Raw genomic sequence first — 16,917 nt, forward strand, 5'->3', positions numbered from 1 at the left:
CGCGGCTCATCGAGTCATTGACACGACCGCAGGGGATTTTTAAATAAATAATTATCTATCGACTAAATTTCCCCTTGCCCCAGCCCTCGCCACGGGCCGTTAAGTCGATTGACGGCGCGGCAGCTATTCCCTCAGCATCATAAAAAAATGCGGACGTTGTAAAGCTGTACACGGTGCCATAAACAGTAAATGAGATATTGTTGCCTATGCCGTCAACTTTCGCACGGGCGGTGTTCGCGGTAAGCGTTGGGGCGATATGTTGTTTTTCGAGAGCCGCCAGCGGATCGCCGTCAATCTTGCTTGCTAAAAAATAACGATATACTTCCCCTGTGGTCATGTTCGAGCCGTCATATTCAGTTATATATAACCACGTATGGGGCGTGAGTTGGCGAACCTCATAAAGTTTGTCACTCACCGTTAAGCGCTGGATATGCTGAAAATAACAGTATCCCGCAATCACGATAGCCATGGTGAATGTAGCCACCCAATGCAACGCCTTAAACGCCTTAATAGTGGTGCTGCTTAACATAGTCAATGCCTTGCTTTATCCAAAATTGGTCCATCGGATCATCACCAAACGGCGGGGCTCCCGTAAAATTGCCCCATTCCGGCCTTGATGTGCCGGCCTTCCATTGCGCCGCGCCAGCGGCAATAAGCAAAATCTTTTCAGGGATGCACGCTGCATAACCCACAGCGCCGTAATGAAAATTTCCGAAGTCAGCGTAAGCCCGTTTTTGTTGTTTGTAATCCCACGGCCCGCCGTTCCTTACTCGCTCATAAAACCACGTATACGTAAGCGGGGTGGCCATGTCCTGAACTCCGTGACGCGCCCGCGCAAGCCTGATGTGTTCGCGCAATATCTCCAGCCCGCGGGGCGGGTAAATCGGTATACATGCCATTGTTATTCCCTTTTGCCTGGCAAAACCAGCAACATAAGAGCAACAGCACGGCGCGATACTGTTTGAGATCAATCTATTAATTTTATTTGCAACATCAATAAGTAACCCGATTAAATAACACGAATCTATAACACAATTTGTATCACCTGCGATCGGTTTTTAGCCGTTAATGAGGGTTTATTCTCTTTACATAAAATGGAGTTTTAAAAATGGCTATTCCTGCTTACCTGTGGCTTAGAGACGATGGCGGCAACCCGATTTATGGATCTGTGGATGTTCAAAACCGCGAGGGAAGCATTGAGGTGCTTTCTTTTAGTCACGGCCTGTTAGTTCCTACCGATAACAACACGGGCAAAATCACCGGTACACGCTTACATGCGCCGCTCGTAATAGAAAAGGAGTTTGATAGCTCCAGCCCATATCTTTATAAGGCCGTAGCTACCGGGCAGACGCTGAAAAGCGCGGAAATTAAGTGGTATAAAATCAACGATGCGGGGCAAGAGGTAGAGTATTTCAACATGCTGTTGGAAAACGTCCGGATAGTCAGCATTAACCCCGTTATGCATAACTGCAAAGAGCCAGGTTTACAGATGCATAATCATAATGAGGGCGTACAGCTGCGCTATGAGCGGATCACCTGGAAGTATTGCGATGGGAACGTCCAATATTCAGACGCGTGGAACGAGCGTGTAACAGCGTAAAAAAAAGGGCGGTTAATCCGCCCTATATTGTTTTTAGTGCCAATTCTTTCGCACCTTGGGTTTGCCAGCACATAGCCTCCCTCGATGGCAATACCTCGCGCGATCACCCGGTGCCGGCTCTCCGCACTTCTTACACGTTTGGGGTATTTTAATCATGCTTAATGCTGTTAAGCATTCTCTGGCAGTTACCGCCTCTGATTTTTGCTGCACCCTATGCAAGCACATACGTAATCAATCACACATAGCCCGGCCTGCCGCTCACCCTCACAAACCCTAAAAACTAAAGAAATCCCCCATCGCGCCGATCATCATCCGTGTGTATTATTTCCTGTAGCTTTTACAACAACTAACCTTAACTCAAATACTTAAGCGCCAAAGCGAAAGGCATCATGAGCACACCGATCAAACGGCTAGAAATCATTAAAAATGCCATTGAACTGGAAGATGACGACATCATCCAGAGCCAGCTGACACGCCTGAAAAATGAAGCGTTTGACGATGAGCTACAGGCAATCGTCGTGGCGCTTGAGGAGAAGAACTACACCTCTGCGATGGCGGCAATTACCGCCTGGCTGCAGGGCCAGCGCGCTGTTACCCAGTGGCGCGATCCGCAGGTGGCTGCCAGCAAGCTGGAGCTGAAAGCGCTGGAAGAGCGTCTGCGCGATCTGATTGATCGCCGCAACGCCCGGGTGCAGCAGCTCGATGAGTTCAACGATCTCTATTTCTCCCGTCTGGGCCCGCTGATGCAGCAGATCCTCGCCCTGCGTAAAACGCTGGCAGAGCTAAACCTGCGTCGTCAACAAGCGGAAGCGCGTCGTCGCGAAGAAGATTACCGTCGCTGCCAGCGCTATATGGCACAGGCGGTAGAGGTGCTGGCAACGCTCACCCAGCGCTGGCGCGATCTCCCGGCCGACTCCGTTCAGGCCGCCGAGGCGCGCAAGCATCTGGAGCAGCAAAGCAATTTGATTGCCAACCTGCTGGCTGAAGCGCTGGAGCTGGAAAACGGCTTAACGCGCGAAGAAGAGCCCGCGCGTCAGGCGCGCGACGAGGCCAACGAAGAGTACGAGAAGTATCGCGAACAGCATCACGATGCCGAAGTGCGGCTGCGCAAGGGCAAACATCTCTCGGAAGAAGATCAGAACGAACTCAAGCGCCTCTGGCGGCAGGCGAGCAAGCTCTGCCATCCGGATTTAGTCGCAGACGATCTGAAAGAGGAAGCCAACGCGATGATGGTGCAGCTCAACCAGGCCAAACAGCGCGGCGACGTCAAAACCATTCGCTCGCTGGTGGCCCGCCTGCAGCAGGGGTTCGAGCCATTGATGGCGAGCGACAGGCTGAACGATCTGGAGCGTATCCGCAAAAAAATGGCGCAGGTCCGCGAGCAAATCGACACCTTAGTGAACGAGCTGGCGGAGCTGGAAAAAGAGGAGTCCTGGCTGCTGGTCTCGTCGCTGAGCAATATGGAAGCGTACTTTGCTCAGCAGGAGAAAGCGCTAAAAGAGGTATGCGCCTCGCTCGAACACCAGGTTAACGAAGCGCAAATGGATTCGGCAGCCTGATTATTTAGCGTGCCAGTATGCGCTGGCACGCACCAGATGCTGGTCAATCGCGTTGGTTTCAAACTGGCGGCTCAGGCTTTTTACCACCTTCCCTTCTCCGGTCAGCCAGATAAAGTAATCCTCCTCCGGCACGGCCAGCGCCGCCAGACGGTCAGCCACTGCCTGCTCGCTGTGGCCCACCACCCAGGTGATGTTGAAATCACTCAGGTGCGCCAGATAGTCCTTATAAGATTCGTCACCTACGGTCACCACCGCGTGAATCTCCGGACAAACCGGCAGTTTAGCAATGCTCTCTAAACGTCGACGCAGCGCCGGCATGCCGGACTCGTCGCACACGTACAACTGCCAGGCGTAATCCTCCGGCACTACCAGCGAACCGCGCGGGCCGCCGATCGTCAACCTGTCGCCCACCTTCGCCTCGACTGCCCAGCCGCTGGCAATCCCGCCGTCATGAATGAAGAAATCGAGCGCCAGCTCATGATTTGCCTCATCGTACAGCGGCGTATAGTCGCGCGCCTGTGGACGTACGCCGTCGCCCCAGTCGATGCCTTCATCGGTGACCTTCGGCGGGACAAACGTGGTGCCAGGTGCAGGGAAAAAGACTTTGGTGTGGTCGTCGAAGCCGCGGGAGCTAAAGCCCTCCAGCGCCTCGCCGCCTAAAACAATGCGCTGAAAGCCTGCGCTAACGCGTTCAACGCGGCGCACCGTCAGCTCGCGAAAGCGCAGGTCATTACGCACGCGCTGTGGGTAACGGGTAGATGCCATTTTTAGCCTCTTCTCTGGTGAATACGATATATCGGAATTGATTTTTAAATGATAATGATTACTAATCAGTAAAAAAGCAAGATTTTTTAGATTGCATCTGAATATATCTTAGATATAGTTTAGATATATCAAATTAAGAGACATAACATGCGACATGAACACGACGGCGGCGGACGCCGACCGCGCTTTTTCGGCCACGGCGACCTGCGACTGGTGATTCTGGATATCCTGACCCGCAGCGCCAGCCACGGCTATGAGCTGATCAAAGAGATCGAGAACCTGACCCAGGGGAACTACACGCCGAGCCCCGGTGTGATCTACCCGACGCTGGATTATCTGCAGGATCAAACCTTTATCACTATTACGGAAGAAGAGAGCGGTCGTAAGAAGATTGCGATTACCGCTGAAGGACAACGCTGGCTGGACGAAAACCGGGAACAGCTGGAACAGATCCAGGTGCGTATTAAGGCGCGCAGCGTCGGCTTTGAGCTGCGCAAAAACCCGCAGATGAAGCGGGCGCTGGATAACTTTAAAGCGGTGTTAGACCTGAAGGTAAATCAGGGAGAGCTCAGCGACGCGCAGCTCAAGCAGATTATCGGCATAATCGACCGCGCAGCGCTGGAGATCTCCCAGCTGGATTAAGCCGGCGCGTGCTCGCTCACTCGGAATACGCGTACCAGCTCTTTCAGGTGCATCGCCTGCTCGTTAAGGGATGCCGCCGCCGCGACGGACTCCTCCACCAGCGCAGAGTTCTGCTGGGTGGTGGCATCAATCAGGCCAATCGCGCTGTTGATCTGCGAGATCCCTTCCGTCTGCTCGTGGCTGGCCTGGCGGATCTCGCGCAGGATCGTGTCCATCTCCTCCACGTTGCCGACCATGCCATTGATCAACGCGCTCGCTTTTTCCACCAGATTCATCCCGTCCTGGGTCTGGCTGGTGGAACTCTCGATCAGCTCGCGAATTTCACTGGCAGACGACGCGCTCTTCTGGGCAAGCTGGCGAACCTCACCGGCAACCACCGCGAAGCCGCGGCCGTGCTCGCCCGCACGCGCCGCTTCCACCGCCGCGTTCAGCGCCAGAATGTTGGTCTGGAACGCAATGGCGTCGATCAGGTCGATAATGTCGGACATCCGGTTCGACGTCTCGTTAATCAGGCGCATTTTGCTGGTCACCTGCTTCATCATCTCCCCGTTGTTTTTGACCACCGTGGCGGCATCTGCCGAGAGATTAGTCGCTTCCCCGGTGTGCGAGGCGGTGTTTTTCACCGTCGCGGTGATCTGCTCCATCGAGGCGGCGGTCTGTTCAACGGAACTTGCCTGCTCCTCGGTGCGCGCGGCAAGATCCTGGTTACCGGCGACAATCTGCGCGGCTGCGCTGGAGATATTCTCCGAGCCTGTTTGCACCTGCTGCACAATATCCAGCAGGCGGTTTTTCATCTCCATCAGCGCGTGCAGCAATAGGCCCGTTTCGTCTTTGCCGTGCGGCGTGATGCTGCCCGTCAGGTCGCCCTCTGAAATGGCATTGGCAAAATTCACCGCCTCGCCGAGTGGGCGGGTAATAGCGCGCACGATAAACCAGCCAATCAGGCTGCCAGCGGCGACGCTAAAGAGGGTGATCAGGATCAGCAGCAGTCGGCTGGACCTGAAGTCTCCTTCCACCTGCGCCCCCGCGCTCTGCATCTCATGGTTCTGAATCGCAATCAGCTCCTGCACTTTAGCTTTATAGGCCTGCTGCACGGTGAGGGTATGGGTCATCATCTCCTGGATAGCACCCGCACGGTCATTATTCTGCACCGCCTGCAAAATGCGATAGCGCGAGTCCAGATACTGCTGACGAACGTCGCGGATCTCGGCAAGGACCTGCTGCGATTTCGGGTCCTGCAACACCGTATTCAGCTCGCCCAAAATCACCGTGATATGCTCGCTGATCTCTTTAAGATGCTGCTGCGACTGTGCCGTGTACGTTCCCTGTTCATCCAGCAGCATGAGCTGCTGAGTGCTAATAAATTCCTGGAAGTTGTCGATTAACTGGTTCGCTTTTACCGTGGTGGGATAATCATGGGTAATGATGGATTGCATCCCGTTGTTAGCCCGGTTCAGGCTCAGTAAGGACATACTGGCGCTGATCACCATCAGGACAATAAAGAATCCAAACGCCAGAAATAATTTCGTGCCGATCTTTACGTCATGTAAGAACATATTTTCTCCATCGATGTGATTATTTCTCAGACGATCGCTGTTATCGGTAACGAATCCGCTAACTTTATGACTTTGATCGTTTTTTTATTTCATAACCATCACAATGGATAGGTAGAGGCTATTAATTCCGCCCCATCGATCGTTACCAGACCACCAGAACAGGGTTTTGCAAAATAGCATCGGGGAAAACTGACTTAGGCAGGAATAAATAACTGAGGCAATTTCTTTAGTTACTTAATATCTCATTAACAATAAATAACATTAATAGTCACAATCAAAAATAAAAAAGCCGTTTATTCCTTACGGTATAAACGGCTTTTCCGGAACATTACTGGCTCAATGGAGCACCGTCACCGCATCCTTAAGACGCCCGGCGCGGTGTTTCACCATGGCAGAGATGTGCGCGCTCTCCTCGACCAGGTCGGCATTTTTTTGCGTAATGCTGTCCAGTTCCGCCACCGCGCGGGTTAGCTCTGACAACCCGGTCGCCTGTTCGGACGTCGAGTGGCTTATCTGCGCGATGAGCTGCGTGACGTTTTTCACCTGCTCGACAATGTCATCCATCGTGCGGCCTGCGGCGTGCACCTGCTCGGAGCCGGACTGTACCCTGCTGGCGCTGGCATCAATCAGCTTGCGGATATCGTTAGCCGCATTCGCGCTGCGGCTGGCAAGGTGGCGAACTTCCCCCGCGACCACGGCAAAGCCTTTCCCCTGCTCGCCGGCTCTTGCCGCTTCAACGGCCGCATTCAGCGCCAGGATATTGGTCTGGAAAGCGATGTCGTTAATCAGGGAGGTAATCGAGCCGATGCGCTGCGTGCTATCGGCGATGTCATCCATCGTTTTCACCACGGTCTGCATCGCGTTGCCGCCTTTCGTCGCCGCGCTGCTCGCGGCGACGGAGAGTTTGTCCACTTCGGCGGCGGTTTCTGAGTTGCTCTGAACGGACGCGGCCATCTGGTTCATCGTTGCGACGGTCTGCTGAACGTTCGCCACGGTCTGACGCGTACGATCGTTCAGCGCTTCGTTCCCCTGCGCCAGCCTGTCGCTGCCGTCACGGACGCTCATCACCTGGCTTGAGACGTCATTGATGAGCCAGCGGCACATCAGCCCCAGTTGTCCTACCGCGCGCAGGGTCAGCCCCAGCTCGTCGCTGCGGTTCAGATGCTGCACGCTGTTGCGCTCGCCGGTCGCCACCTTCAGCGCCTGATGCGCGACGTTTTCGATCGGGCGGACAATTTGCTGCTCAAACAGCAGCGTTCCCAGCAGCGTTATCACGGCGGCCGCGGCGAGCGGCACCCAGCCTGCGGAGGTGGTCACCAGGGTAGCGGCAAGCGCGGCAAAGAGCACCGCCATCACGCTGCGTACGCGCCAGCGTAGCGGCATGGAAGGAAGTTTACCCAACCAGCCCTTACGCACCACCAGTCCTTTTTGGATGCGTTTTTTACAGCTCCCGTTATTCAGCGCCCGGTAGAGCGGCTCTACGGCAGCGATCTCTTCCTCCGTGGCTTTGGTGCGGATCGACATATACCCCGTCACCTGCCCATTCCGCACCATCGGTACCGCATTCGCGCGCACCCAGTAATGATCGCCATTCTTACGTCGGTTTTTGACAATGCCACTCCACGGCTCACCCTGCTGCAGGGTGTACCACATATCGGCAAACGCCGCTTTTGGCATGTCGGGATGGCGCACCAGATTGTGCGGCTGGCCCATCAACTCATCAAGCTGATAGCCGCTCACCTGCACAAAGGTGTCGTTCGCATGGGTCATATAGCTGTGGACGTCGGTGGTCGACATTAAGGTGGTGTCATCGTCCAGAGGATAATTATTCTGGGTGACACAGGAAGGAGAAGACATGACGGGCATTCCTTGCAGGTTATTCGAATGTTAATTTTGTGGTTTATTGTTTTTTCGGCGGTAAACAATTTATCTTTAGTTGTTAAACTTGATGGAGATCGCAGATTTCACTTAAACCGCACTTTTTGTGAGATTTTATAATTCATTGATTCCAAATACTTTCGCAAAGAAATTACCTATAAAGCATGACCTGTTAACGCCCACTTAAGCCGCAAGCCATGCACTCCTTTAGTGCAATTGCCTTTTTATGCACCTGAGAATGCGGGTTGCCCTGTACCCCTAAATCCCGTTTCGATTGCTCCGGCATGATTAAATATTGCGCAACATAATTTTAACCTGGCGTTTATCCCGATTTTCGTTAAGTCATCTGAAGTGGCGTAATCCCTGCAATACTTAACTCAGTATCATGTGATACGCGATCCCCGGGAGCATATTTTGAACAGGTTACCTTCCAGCGCCTCGGCTCTTGCCTGTACCGCGCACGCACTGAATCTCATTGAGAAGCGAACGCTCGATCATGAGGAGATGAAACAACTTAACCGAGAGGTCATTGATTACTTTAAAGAGCATGTGAATCCTGGTTTTCTGGAGTATCGCAAATCTGTTACCGCCGGCGGGGATTACGGAGCCGTAGAGTGGCAAGCGGGAAGTCTCAACACGCTTGTCGACACCCAGGGACAGGAGTTTATAGATTGCCTGGGTGGTTTCGGTATCTTTAACGTGGGGCACCGTAATCCAGTAGTGGTTTCCGCCGTACAGAATCAACTTGCGAAACAACCTCTCCATAGCCAGGAACTGCTCGACCCGCTTCGCGCCATGCTCGCGAAAACGCTGGCGGCCTTAACGCCCGGCAAGCTGAAATACAGCTTCTTCAGCAACAGCGGCACCGAGTCGGTCGAAGCGGCGATTAAGCTCGCCAAAGCGTACCAGTCGCCGCGCGGGAAATTTACCTTTATCGCCACCAGCGGCGCGTTCCACGGGAAATCCCTGGGCGCACTGTCGGCGACCGCCAAATCCACCTTCCGCAAACCGTTTATGCCGCTGCTGCCGGGCTTCCGCCACGTGCCGTTCGGTGACATTAACGCCATGCGCACCGTGCTGAGTGAATGCCGCAAAACCGGCGACGACGTGGCGGCGGTGATCCTGGAGCCGATTCAGGGCGAAGGCGGCGTCATCCTGCCTCCGCAGGGCTATCTGCCCGCCGTGCGACAGCTGTGCGATGAGTTTGGCGCGCTGCTGATCTTCGACGAGGTCCAGACCGGGATGGGGCGCACGGGCAAGATGTTTGCCTGCGAGCATGAGAACGTTCAGCCGGACATCCTGTGCCTGGCGAAAGCGTTGGGCGGCGGCGTGATGCCAATAGGTGCGACGGTGGCGACGGAAGAGGTCTTCTCTGTGCTGTTCGACAACCCGTTCCTGCATACCACCACCTTTGGCGGTAACCCGCTGGCCTGCGCGGCGGCGCTGGCGACCATCAACGTGCTGCTGGAGCAAAACCTGCCTGCGCAGGCGGAGCAGAAAGGCGACATGCTGCTGGACGGCTTCCGCCAGCTGGGCCGGGAATACCCGGACCTGGTGCAGGAGGCCCGCGGCAAAGGGATGCTGATGGCAATTGAATTTGTTGATAACGAAATCGGCTACAGCTTCGCGAGCGAGATGTTCCGCCAGCGGGTGCTGGTGGCCGGGACGCTCAACAACTCGAAAACCATCCGCATTGAGCCACCGCTGACGCTCACCGTTGAGCAGTGTGAGCAGGTGCTGAAAGCGGCGCGCAAAGCGCTGGCAGCCCTGCGCGTGAGCGTGGCAGAGGCGTAATAATGAGCCCCCCTATTTAGTGGGGGCTCCTGTTATTTCTTAACGTAATAAAATAATCATTACGGCAACATTTACCACAACCGTAAATAAATCAGGGACTGATAATAGTTATTCAAACGGTATTCGTATGCCTCGCTACTGATATCACCGATTTCACATATTATATATTCACATAAATTAATATAACTCCGGCAAATAGGTTCCCATAGATTAAGATTATTTTAATCATAAATTAAGAAGTTCTAATAAAAAACACCGAACAAATCGATTGCATTACCTTCGATACATTTCTACCATGTAAATATTAAATTATAAATTATAAATTTCGATATCAAAATATCTAATATAATATTTTTACTGTTGATATTTTTGGATGTATAGCAAGGCCCTTCTGGTATTCCAGATATTATTAACGTTAATTTTGTTTTAAAAGGATTTCTATGAAGAAGCAATTGTTGGGTATGGCTGTGACTACAGCGTTGTTGGGCGGCCTGGCGATGAACGCTCAGGCTGATACCGTAACCGTCTCCGGCGGTACGGTGAACTTCGTCGGTCAGGTGGTTAACGCCGCGTGTTCCGTTGCGGCTGATTCCGTCGATCAGACCGTCATTTTGAGCCAGGTTCGCACTGTCAAACTGACCGCTGCCGGTATGCAGGCAAATCAAAAAGAAGATTTCAGCATCGTGCTGGAAGATTGCGACACGACCGTCAGCCAAAACGCTGCGGTTATCTTTAACGGCCAACAGGATGCCGCTCAGGTTGGCTCCCTGGCGAATACCGCAGGCGCAGGTGCCGCCACCAACGTTGCTCTGCAACTGTTTGGCCCAGATGGCAACACGCTGAAGCTGGGTGAGACGTCCTCCTCCACAAAACTCATCAACGGCGAAAATATCATTCCTCTGAGCGTGGACTACATCGCGACGGGAGCCGCAACACCCGGTAACGTCTCATCCACGGCAACATTCCAGATGGTTTACTCCTGATTCGCTAACGTCTGTGACACCTCTCTGACGGAGAGGTGTTACGCGTTCAATGGAAATTTAGCGAATGATGAAGTATGCCACTCAATACGTATTACTCGCTCTGGGCCTGATAGCGTGTACTTCAGGGCATGCTTTGGCGAGTGAAGATGGGCAGGTCACCTTTATGGGTCAGGTCGTTAATGCCGCCTGTACCGTGAACACCGACAGCCAGGATCTGGTCGTTCACATGGGGCAGGTACGTAGCAGCCAGTTCATCTCGACCGGGGACTGGGCTATGCCGACGCCTTTTCAAATCAAACTTGAAGAGTGTGATGCCAGCGTAAGCCAACGTGCCGGCGTACTGTTTTACGGAGAGACGGCGTTAAAAGATCCCCAGATCTTTCATGCCGGTAAGGGTGCAGGGGCCGCGAAGGGTATTGGGATAGGTATTTTTGATGCGACAGGTCATCTGCTCATTCCGGGTACCACGCCCCTCTGGAAAGCTCCCCTCCGAGGGGGTGAGAACGTGCTGAGATTCATCGCGAAATATCGGTCGACAGCCCCTCACGTGCAGGCAGGAAATGCCGATGCGCAGATCTGGTTTAACGTCATCTATCAATAAAATGCATAAAGTCGTCTCATTGAGAGAATAAAGAGAAAATGAAAGGATTCATGATTAATCAATTACGTGCTGGCTTATTCATGGCCGCAACGTTTACGCTTACAGCAGGTATGACACCTGATGCAAATGCCGGCGGCATCGCCCTGGGAGCCACTCGTGTCATTTATCCTCAGGGTGATAAACAGGCATCACTACCTGTTATTAACTCGTCAAGTAATAATACATTCCTGATTCAGACTTGGGTGGCCAATGCTGATGGTGTAAAATCTTCTGATTTTATTATTACCCCACCGCTGTTTGTTATACACCCTAAAAAAGAAAATACGTTACGTATTATGTATGCGGGGCCGGACCTGCCCACCGATCGTGAAAGCGTATTTTATCTTAACAGTAAAGCAATTCCCTCTATTGATAAAAGTAAGCTGAATGGGAACACGCTGCAGATTGCCACGCAAAGCGTAATAAAACTGTTTGTCCGTCCGAAAAAATTGGCGTCTCTCTCCGCCGATGCGCCCAAAACACTCTCCTGCCAGACAGCCAACGGCCAGGTGTCCATTAAAAATCCGTCCCCCTATTACGTTTCGCTTGTGCAGTTTTTCGTCGGTGATACACAACTGCCAAATTCGATGGTGGCCCCCTTCAACACCCTTACCCTGCCTGTTCCAGGCGGCGGTGCCGGGCGCGTCAGGTTCCAGACGGTGAATGATTTTGGCGCTAATACGCCCGCACAAACGTGTTCTTGATAGCAGACTGGAAAACACGATCTGCATGCAGACAAAAAGTGCCTTGCCATGGATAGCAGGAAAAGTAGATGAAGCGTAACGATTCACCGGCTCCAGACACAGCCTATTTAACCTCGCTGACGCCCGTGGCAGTAGCCGTTACGGCACTCCTCGCACTTACCGAAGCGCGCGCTGAGTATTTTTTCAATCCTGCCTTCTTGTCAGGCGATCCTTCAGCAGTTGCCGATCTGTCGCGTTTTTCCACTAACGGTCAGGCGCCCGGCGTCTACCGCGTGGATATATGGCTGAATGAGCACTTTATCGCTACGCGCGATATCACCTTCGATGCCCGGAAAGTGGAAGACAGTGCCCCGGCAAAATCGACGGATGACACTGGCCTTGTCGCCTGCCTGTCGGCGAAGTCTCTTGAGAATATGGGGGTCAACCTTCAGGCTCTCTCTTTACAGGCATCGGCTCAAAAAGATAACTGTACTGATGTGGCGGGTGCCATTCCAGATGCCAGCACCACGTTTGATTTTGAAAAGCTCAGACTGGATATCAGCATCCCCCAGGTTGCCATGAGAAACAATGCGCGAGGCTATATTCCTCCCGACCAGTGGGATGAGGGGATTAACGCGCTCCTGCTTAATTATAATTTTTCCGGATCGCGCAGTCGCGATCGCGGAACCGATAATGGGACCAGCAACAACGCTTTTCTCGGCCTTAACAGCGGTTTAAATATCGGCCCGTGGCGTTTGCGTGACAATGTCTCCTGGAACCATTCCAGTAGCGCTCAGGGCAAAAGCGATAGCTGGCAGCATATCAGCACCTATGCGGAGCGTACGGTCGTCCCCCTTCAGGGAAGGCTAACGCTGGGAGACAGCTATACCCCCTCAGATGTCTTTGACAGCCTGCCCTTCCGCGGTGCGCAAATTGCCTCTGATGACAATATGCTGCCGGACAGCATGAAGGGCTTTGCGCCAACCATTCGCGGAATCGCGAAAAGTCATGCCCAGGTAACCATCAGGCAGAACGGCTACGTCATTTATCAAAGCTACGTGCCGCCCGGCGCATTCGCGATCAACGACCTTTTCCCCACCTCATCCAGCGGTGACTTGATGGTCGAAGTCAAAGAGGCAGACGGCAGCATCAATAGCTACTCCGTGCCCTATTCCGCCGTGCCCATTCTTCAGCGCGAAGGACGACTAAAATACGCCCTGACGGCGGCTGAATACCGTAGCAGCGGTAGCCAGCAGGATGACGTTGAGTTTATTCAGGGCTCTCTGATCTGGGGGCTTCCTCACGGTCTTACCGCGTACGGCGGATCGCAATTGACCCGGAACTACACTGCCGCCGCATTGGGCGCAGGGCTGAACATGGGCGAGGCGGGTGCCCTCTCTGTTGACGTGACGCACGCAAAAAGCCGCCTCGCCGATGATAGCAGTCACTCCGGACAGTCCATTCGTTTTCTGTACGCGAAATCCTTAAACGCCATTGGCACAAACTTTCAGCTGCTGGGCTATCGCTACTCCACCTCCGGGTTTTACACCCTGGATGAAACCGCCTACAGACAAATGCGGGGCTATAAAGGCGACGCTCAGGAGGAGGATAACGCGCAAACCCTCTGGATGGATTACTACAACCTTTACTACACCAAACGCGGCAAGGTGCAGTTCAATCTCTCTCAGCAATTGCCTGGTTCGGGCTCTGTTTATGTTACCGGTAGCCAGCAAAGCTACTGGCACACGGATGAGAAAAATACGCTATTGCAGATTGGATACAGCGGAACCTGGGCAGACGTCTCCTGGAGCCTCTCCTATAACTACAATAAGGCCCCCGGCATGACGGGAAGTGATGAAATCTACGCGCTGAATGTATCGCTGCCATTAAGCCAGTGGTTAGCCCCGCAGAATGAAGTGGGACAAAAACATAATTATGCCTATGCAACCTATAGCCTGAGCACGAACAAACAGGGTGACACGTCCCAGAACGCAGGCATAAACGGCACGCTGCTGGAGGACAACAACCTCAGCTACAGCGTGCAGCAAGGCTATACCCGCCATGGCTCGCACGCTCAGGGGGCGAGCAGCATGGAATACGACAGCGCATACGGTAATGCCAGCGTCGGGTATAACTATAGCCAAAACGGGGACTATCAGCAGGTCAACTACGGGTTAAAAGGCGGCGTTATCGCGCACCGCAACGGCATCACCCTGAGCCAGCCTCTGGGCGATACCAACGTACTCATTGCTGCGCCAGGAGCAAAAGAGGTCAAGATTGAAAATGAACCCGGCATCCACACGGACTGGCGTGGTTATGCCGTTGTTCCCTACGCCTCGTCCTATCGCCTCAATCGCATGGCACTGGATACCAACTCGCTGGCCGACGATGTGGATATTGACGATGCGGTGACGCACGTTGTGCCGACACGAGGTGCTGTTGTGCGCGCGACGTTCAAAGCGCGCCCCGGTACGCGCGCCTTAATGACCCTGCTCTATCGTGGAAAACCCGTTCCTTTCGGCGCCATGGTGACCCGCGACGACGGTGGCAGCAACACGATTGTCGGTGAAGAGGGTGAGACCTATCTGTCCGGCCTGAACCCAACAGGAACGCTGAATATTCAATGGGGAGAAGGTGCAAACCGGCAGTGTACGGCGAGATATCAACTACCGGAAAGCAAAGCGCCGCTGGTACGGCTGAAAATGGAGTGTTTATAAATGAAGCTATGGATAATGTTAATCAGCGTAGCGGGGCTGGCGTTTAGCGGTAATGGCCTCGCCAAAACCTGCGTTAACGCCAATGGCAGCATTTCCATCGTTAACTACGACCTGACCACTACACTCACGACCGATCAGAATCGCCCCGGTAGCGGTACAGAATTAGAGAAAAGTCAGGATGTTAATATCGGTGCAAGATGTCCGGCGGGGGACTGGGACAAACGAACCTATCGTACTTACCTGAGCCCGTATCCCGTCATCAAAACCGAAGGCGAATGGAAGTATCTGCAGCTTGATCCGGATTACATCATTGGGGCCATGAAAATTCACGATGCCACCATCGGCGATTTCTATCCGCCAGTTGAATATGTGCATATGGGCGGCCATGACGAAGTCGATACGGGAGGGGTATTCCCCGTCAACGACAGTCATCTTGTGTTCAGGCTGCAAATTGTAAAACCCTTTATCGGCACCGTCGTGATCCCCTCAAGGCTCATGTTTAACGTCTATATCACCACAACGGATCATGAGCCGGTTAATACGGTTGTTTATAAAATCATCTACAGCGGGGTGATTAGCGTTCCGCAAAACTGCGTCATCAACGCCGGGCAAACCGTCACGGTGGATCTGGGTAAACTCTACCACGGTGATTTCAGACAGGCGGGGCAGATGCCCGATAATGTCCGTCCAAAAACCTTTAACGTTCCGGTCGAATGCAATGGGGACGTTGAATCTCCCGCGCAGTTAACGCTGCGCTTAACGGGCACGGCGGACAGTCGTTATCCACAGGCGCTGGCTACGGACAATCCGGACGTGGGGGTCGTCGTTACCCGTGAGGACGGCACGCCCCTTACGCCGAACGTCTTTTCAAGTAACGCGCCCTTCGAGACGGATATCTCTGGAAAAGCCAACGTGACGCTGCAAGCGTATCCAATCAGCACCACGGGTCTTTCTCCCGAGCTGGGTGTTTTCACCGCTCTGGCACTGTTACGCATTGATTTCGCCTGAGGATAAATGATGAATATTACCTGGAAAAAAGGGCTGTATCTGACAGCCCTGTTATTCACCCCGTTCGTCATGGCTGACGGCAGTTATAACCTTCACGTTTTCGGTACCATTGTGGGTGAATCCTGCAATGTCGATACGCAAAGCGTGGAGCAGACTGTCGACATGGGCGAGTTTTCCGTAGGCAATTTTCCCGTACCGGGCTCCACCACTCCCCCGAAAAAATTCGATATCAGTCTCAAAGGCTGTACCGCTGCGATTACCGATACTCAGGTGTGGTTTACCGGACAGGCGGATCGGGACAATCCCTCTCTGCTGGCGCTTTCAGATACCGGTAAAGGCCACCTCTCAACCATGGCGACCGGTCTGGGCGTAGAGCTTCTGGATAGCACTCTCACGCCCATCGATATTAACAACACCGAATCTGCCCACTATCCGCTCGCGCCGGGGGACAATCTGTTGACCTTCTTTTTACGCTACAAATCCACCTTGCCCACCGTCACATCAGGCGAAGCCACGGCGGTGATGTATTTCGATCTGCTGTATCAGTGAGGCACCGCGTGAAACCCTTCATCAGATTAGCTTTACTTAGCGTATCTCTGACACTGTTCCCGCTGGCCGAAGCAAGGTCGCATGACGGAACGATTTATATTACGGGAACGATAAAAAACAAAACCTGCGTCATTTCCCCCGACTCAGAACATCTGGTCGTTACCATGACGCAGGTTAATGCCACCCAGCTTGAGAAGGCTAAAAATGAGACACCGTATGAGCGGTTCACGATTAACGTCGAGCAGTGCGGGGCGGGGCTTAACACCATTACTACCCGTTTCGAAGGAACACCTGACGGACTGAACAACGCGCTTTTGGCGCTTACCGAGGCGCAAGATAGCGCCACTGGTGTCGCAATCGGCCTTTTCAACACCGATAAATCCTCGCTGCCGCTGAGCGGAGAGAGCCTACCCTTTGTGCTTACCGGAAATCAAACGACCGCCGAGCTCGTTTTCTTTGCCCGCTATCTCGCCGTCACGGATACCGTCACCCCAGGTACCGCAAACGCGGCAGCAACCTTTGTTTTGACTTATGCATAAATTT

At 53.3% G+C, this 16,917-nt stretch carries 16 protein-coding genes; 11 read left to right on the forward strand and 5 right to left on the reverse strand.

What is annotated here, in order from left to right:
* Positions 1–55 precede the first annotated feature (55 nt).
* Together IM314_RS07660 and IM314_RS07665 are read right to left on the reverse strand one after the other, a co-directional pair.
* Positions 56–529, reverse strand: a complete 474-nt coding sequence (locus IM314_RS07660) for a hypothetical protein (protein ID WP_193358493.1) — start codon at positions 527–529, stop codon at positions 56–58.
* A complete protein-coding gene (locus IM314_RS07665; RefSeq protein WP_008503179.1) occupies positions 507–809 on the reverse strand; it encodes a polymorphic toxin type 44 domain-containing protein in 303 nt (100 codons plus the stop codon). Before IM314_RS07665 ends, IM314_RS07660 begins: the two co-directional genes overlap by 23 nt.
* A gap of 299 nt (positions 810–1,108) precedes the next feature.
* On the opposite strand from IM314_RS07665, the gene IM314_RS07670 reads away from it, so the two are divergent.
* Together IM314_RS07670 and IM314_RS07675 are read left to right on the forward strand one after the other, a co-directional pair.
* Positions 1,109–1,600 carry an Hcp family type VI secretion system effector gene (locus IM314_RS07670; RefSeq protein WP_023294612.1) on the forward strand — a complete coding sequence of 164 codons (492 nt, stop codon included), beginning with the start codon at positions 1,109–1,111 and terminating at the stop codon, positions 1,598–1,600.
* Positions 1,601–1,989: 389 nt separating this feature from the next.
* Positions 1,990–3,159, forward strand: coding sequence for a DNA repair protein (locus IM314_RS07675; RefSeq protein WP_193358494.1), 1,170 nt, complete (start codon positions 1,990–1,992; stop codon positions 3,157–3,159).
* Here the strand turns inward: IM314_RS07675 and IM314_RS07680 are convergent, their stop codons facing one another.
* Complete coding sequence (locus IM314_RS07680) at positions 3,160–3,924, reverse strand: siderophore-interacting protein (protein WP_041908015.1); 765 nt, start codon at positions 3,922–3,924, stop codon at positions 3,160–3,162.
* Between the two features lie 147 nt (positions 3,925–4,071).
* On the opposite strand from IM314_RS07680, the gene IM314_RS07685 reads away from it, so the two are divergent.
* Positions 4,072–4,566 carry a PadR family transcriptional regulator gene (locus IM314_RS07685; RefSeq protein ID WP_041908013.1) on the forward strand — a complete coding sequence of 165 codons (495 nt, stop codon included), beginning with the start codon at positions 4,072–4,074 and terminating at the stop codon, positions 4,564–4,566.
* On the opposite strand, the gene IM314_RS07690 is transcribed toward IM314_RS07685, so the two are convergent.
* Both IM314_RS07690 and IM314_RS07695 read right to left on the reverse strand, forming a co-directional pair.
* A complete protein-coding gene (locus IM314_RS07690; protein ID WP_028014479.1) occupies positions 4,563–6,122 on the reverse strand; it encodes a methyl-accepting chemotaxis protein in 1,560 nt (519 codons plus the stop codon). The two genes, IM314_RS07685 and IM314_RS07690, sit on opposite strands and share 4 nt — an antisense overlap.
* A 336-nt stretch (positions 6,123–6,458) precedes the next feature.
* Positions 6,459–7,979 (reverse strand): PAS domain-containing methyl-accepting chemotaxis protein, encoded by a 1,521-nt coding sequence (locus tag IM314_RS07695; RefSeq protein ID WP_060572079.1) that lies wholly within the window; start codon positions 7,977–7,979, stop codon positions 6,459–6,461.
* Between the two features lie 435 nt (positions 7,980–8,414).
* Here IM314_RS07695 and ygjG point away from each other — a divergent pair, with 435 nt between their 5' ends.
* The 8 genes from ygjG (at position 8,415) to IM314_RS07735 (ending at position 16,913) form a co-directional block, all read left to right on the forward strand.
* Positions 8,415–9,794, forward strand: a complete 1,380-nt coding sequence (ygjG, locus tag IM314_RS07700; protein WP_048339182.1) for a putrescine aminotransferase — start codon at positions 8,415–8,417, stop codon at positions 9,792–9,794.
* 440 nt (positions 9,795–10,234) lie between these two features.
* Positions 10,235–10,777, forward strand: a complete 543-nt coding sequence (locus tag IM314_RS07705) for a fimbrial protein BcfA (RefSeq protein ID WP_041908007.1) — start codon at positions 10,235–10,237, stop codon at positions 10,775–10,777.
* A gap of 64 nt (positions 10,778–10,841) precedes the next feature.
* Positions 10,842–11,378: a fimbrial protein gene (locus tag IM314_RS07710; protein ID WP_227008546.1), complete on the forward strand. Its 537-nt coding sequence runs from the start codon at positions 10,842–10,844 to the stop codon at positions 11,376–11,378.
* An 80-nt stretch (positions 11,379–11,458) separates the two neighbouring features.
* The gene (locus tag IM314_RS07715) at positions 11,459–12,121 is read left to right on the forward strand and encodes a fimbria/pilus periplasmic chaperone (protein ID WP_181013178.1); all 663 of its coding nucleotides are present in this window, start codon (positions 11,459–11,461) and stop codon (positions 12,119–12,121) included.
* A gap of 68 nt (positions 12,122–12,189) precedes the next feature.
* Positions 12,190–14,817, forward strand: coding sequence for a fimbrial biogenesis usher protein (locus IM314_RS07720; RefSeq protein WP_060572078.1), 2,628 nt, complete (start codon positions 12,190–12,192; stop codon positions 14,815–14,817).
* Positions 14,818–15,825, forward strand: coding sequence for a fimbrial protein (locus IM314_RS07725; RefSeq protein WP_041908003.1), 1,008 nt, complete (start codon positions 14,818–14,820; stop codon positions 15,823–15,825).
* A 9-nt stretch (positions 15,826–15,834) separates the two neighbouring features.
* Positions 15,835–16,374, forward strand: a complete 540-nt coding sequence (locus tag IM314_RS07730; protein ID WP_072201711.1) for a fimbrial protein — start codon at positions 15,835–15,837, stop codon at positions 16,372–16,374.
* An 8-nt stretch (positions 16,375–16,382) separates the two neighbouring features.
* Positions 16,383–16,913, forward strand: coding sequence for a fimbrial protein (locus IM314_RS07735; RefSeq protein ID WP_060572074.1), 531 nt, complete (start codon positions 16,383–16,385; stop codon positions 16,911–16,913).
* The last annotated feature ends 4 nt before the right edge of the window (positions 16,914–16,917 follow it).

The sequence above is a fragment of the Enterobacter cloacae complex sp. P42RS genome, assembly GCF_014930595.1.
In the GTDB taxonomy this organism is placed as follows: Bacteria; Pseudomonadota; Gammaproteobacteria; order Enterobacterales; family Enterobacteriaceae; genus Enterobacter; species Enterobacter bugandensis.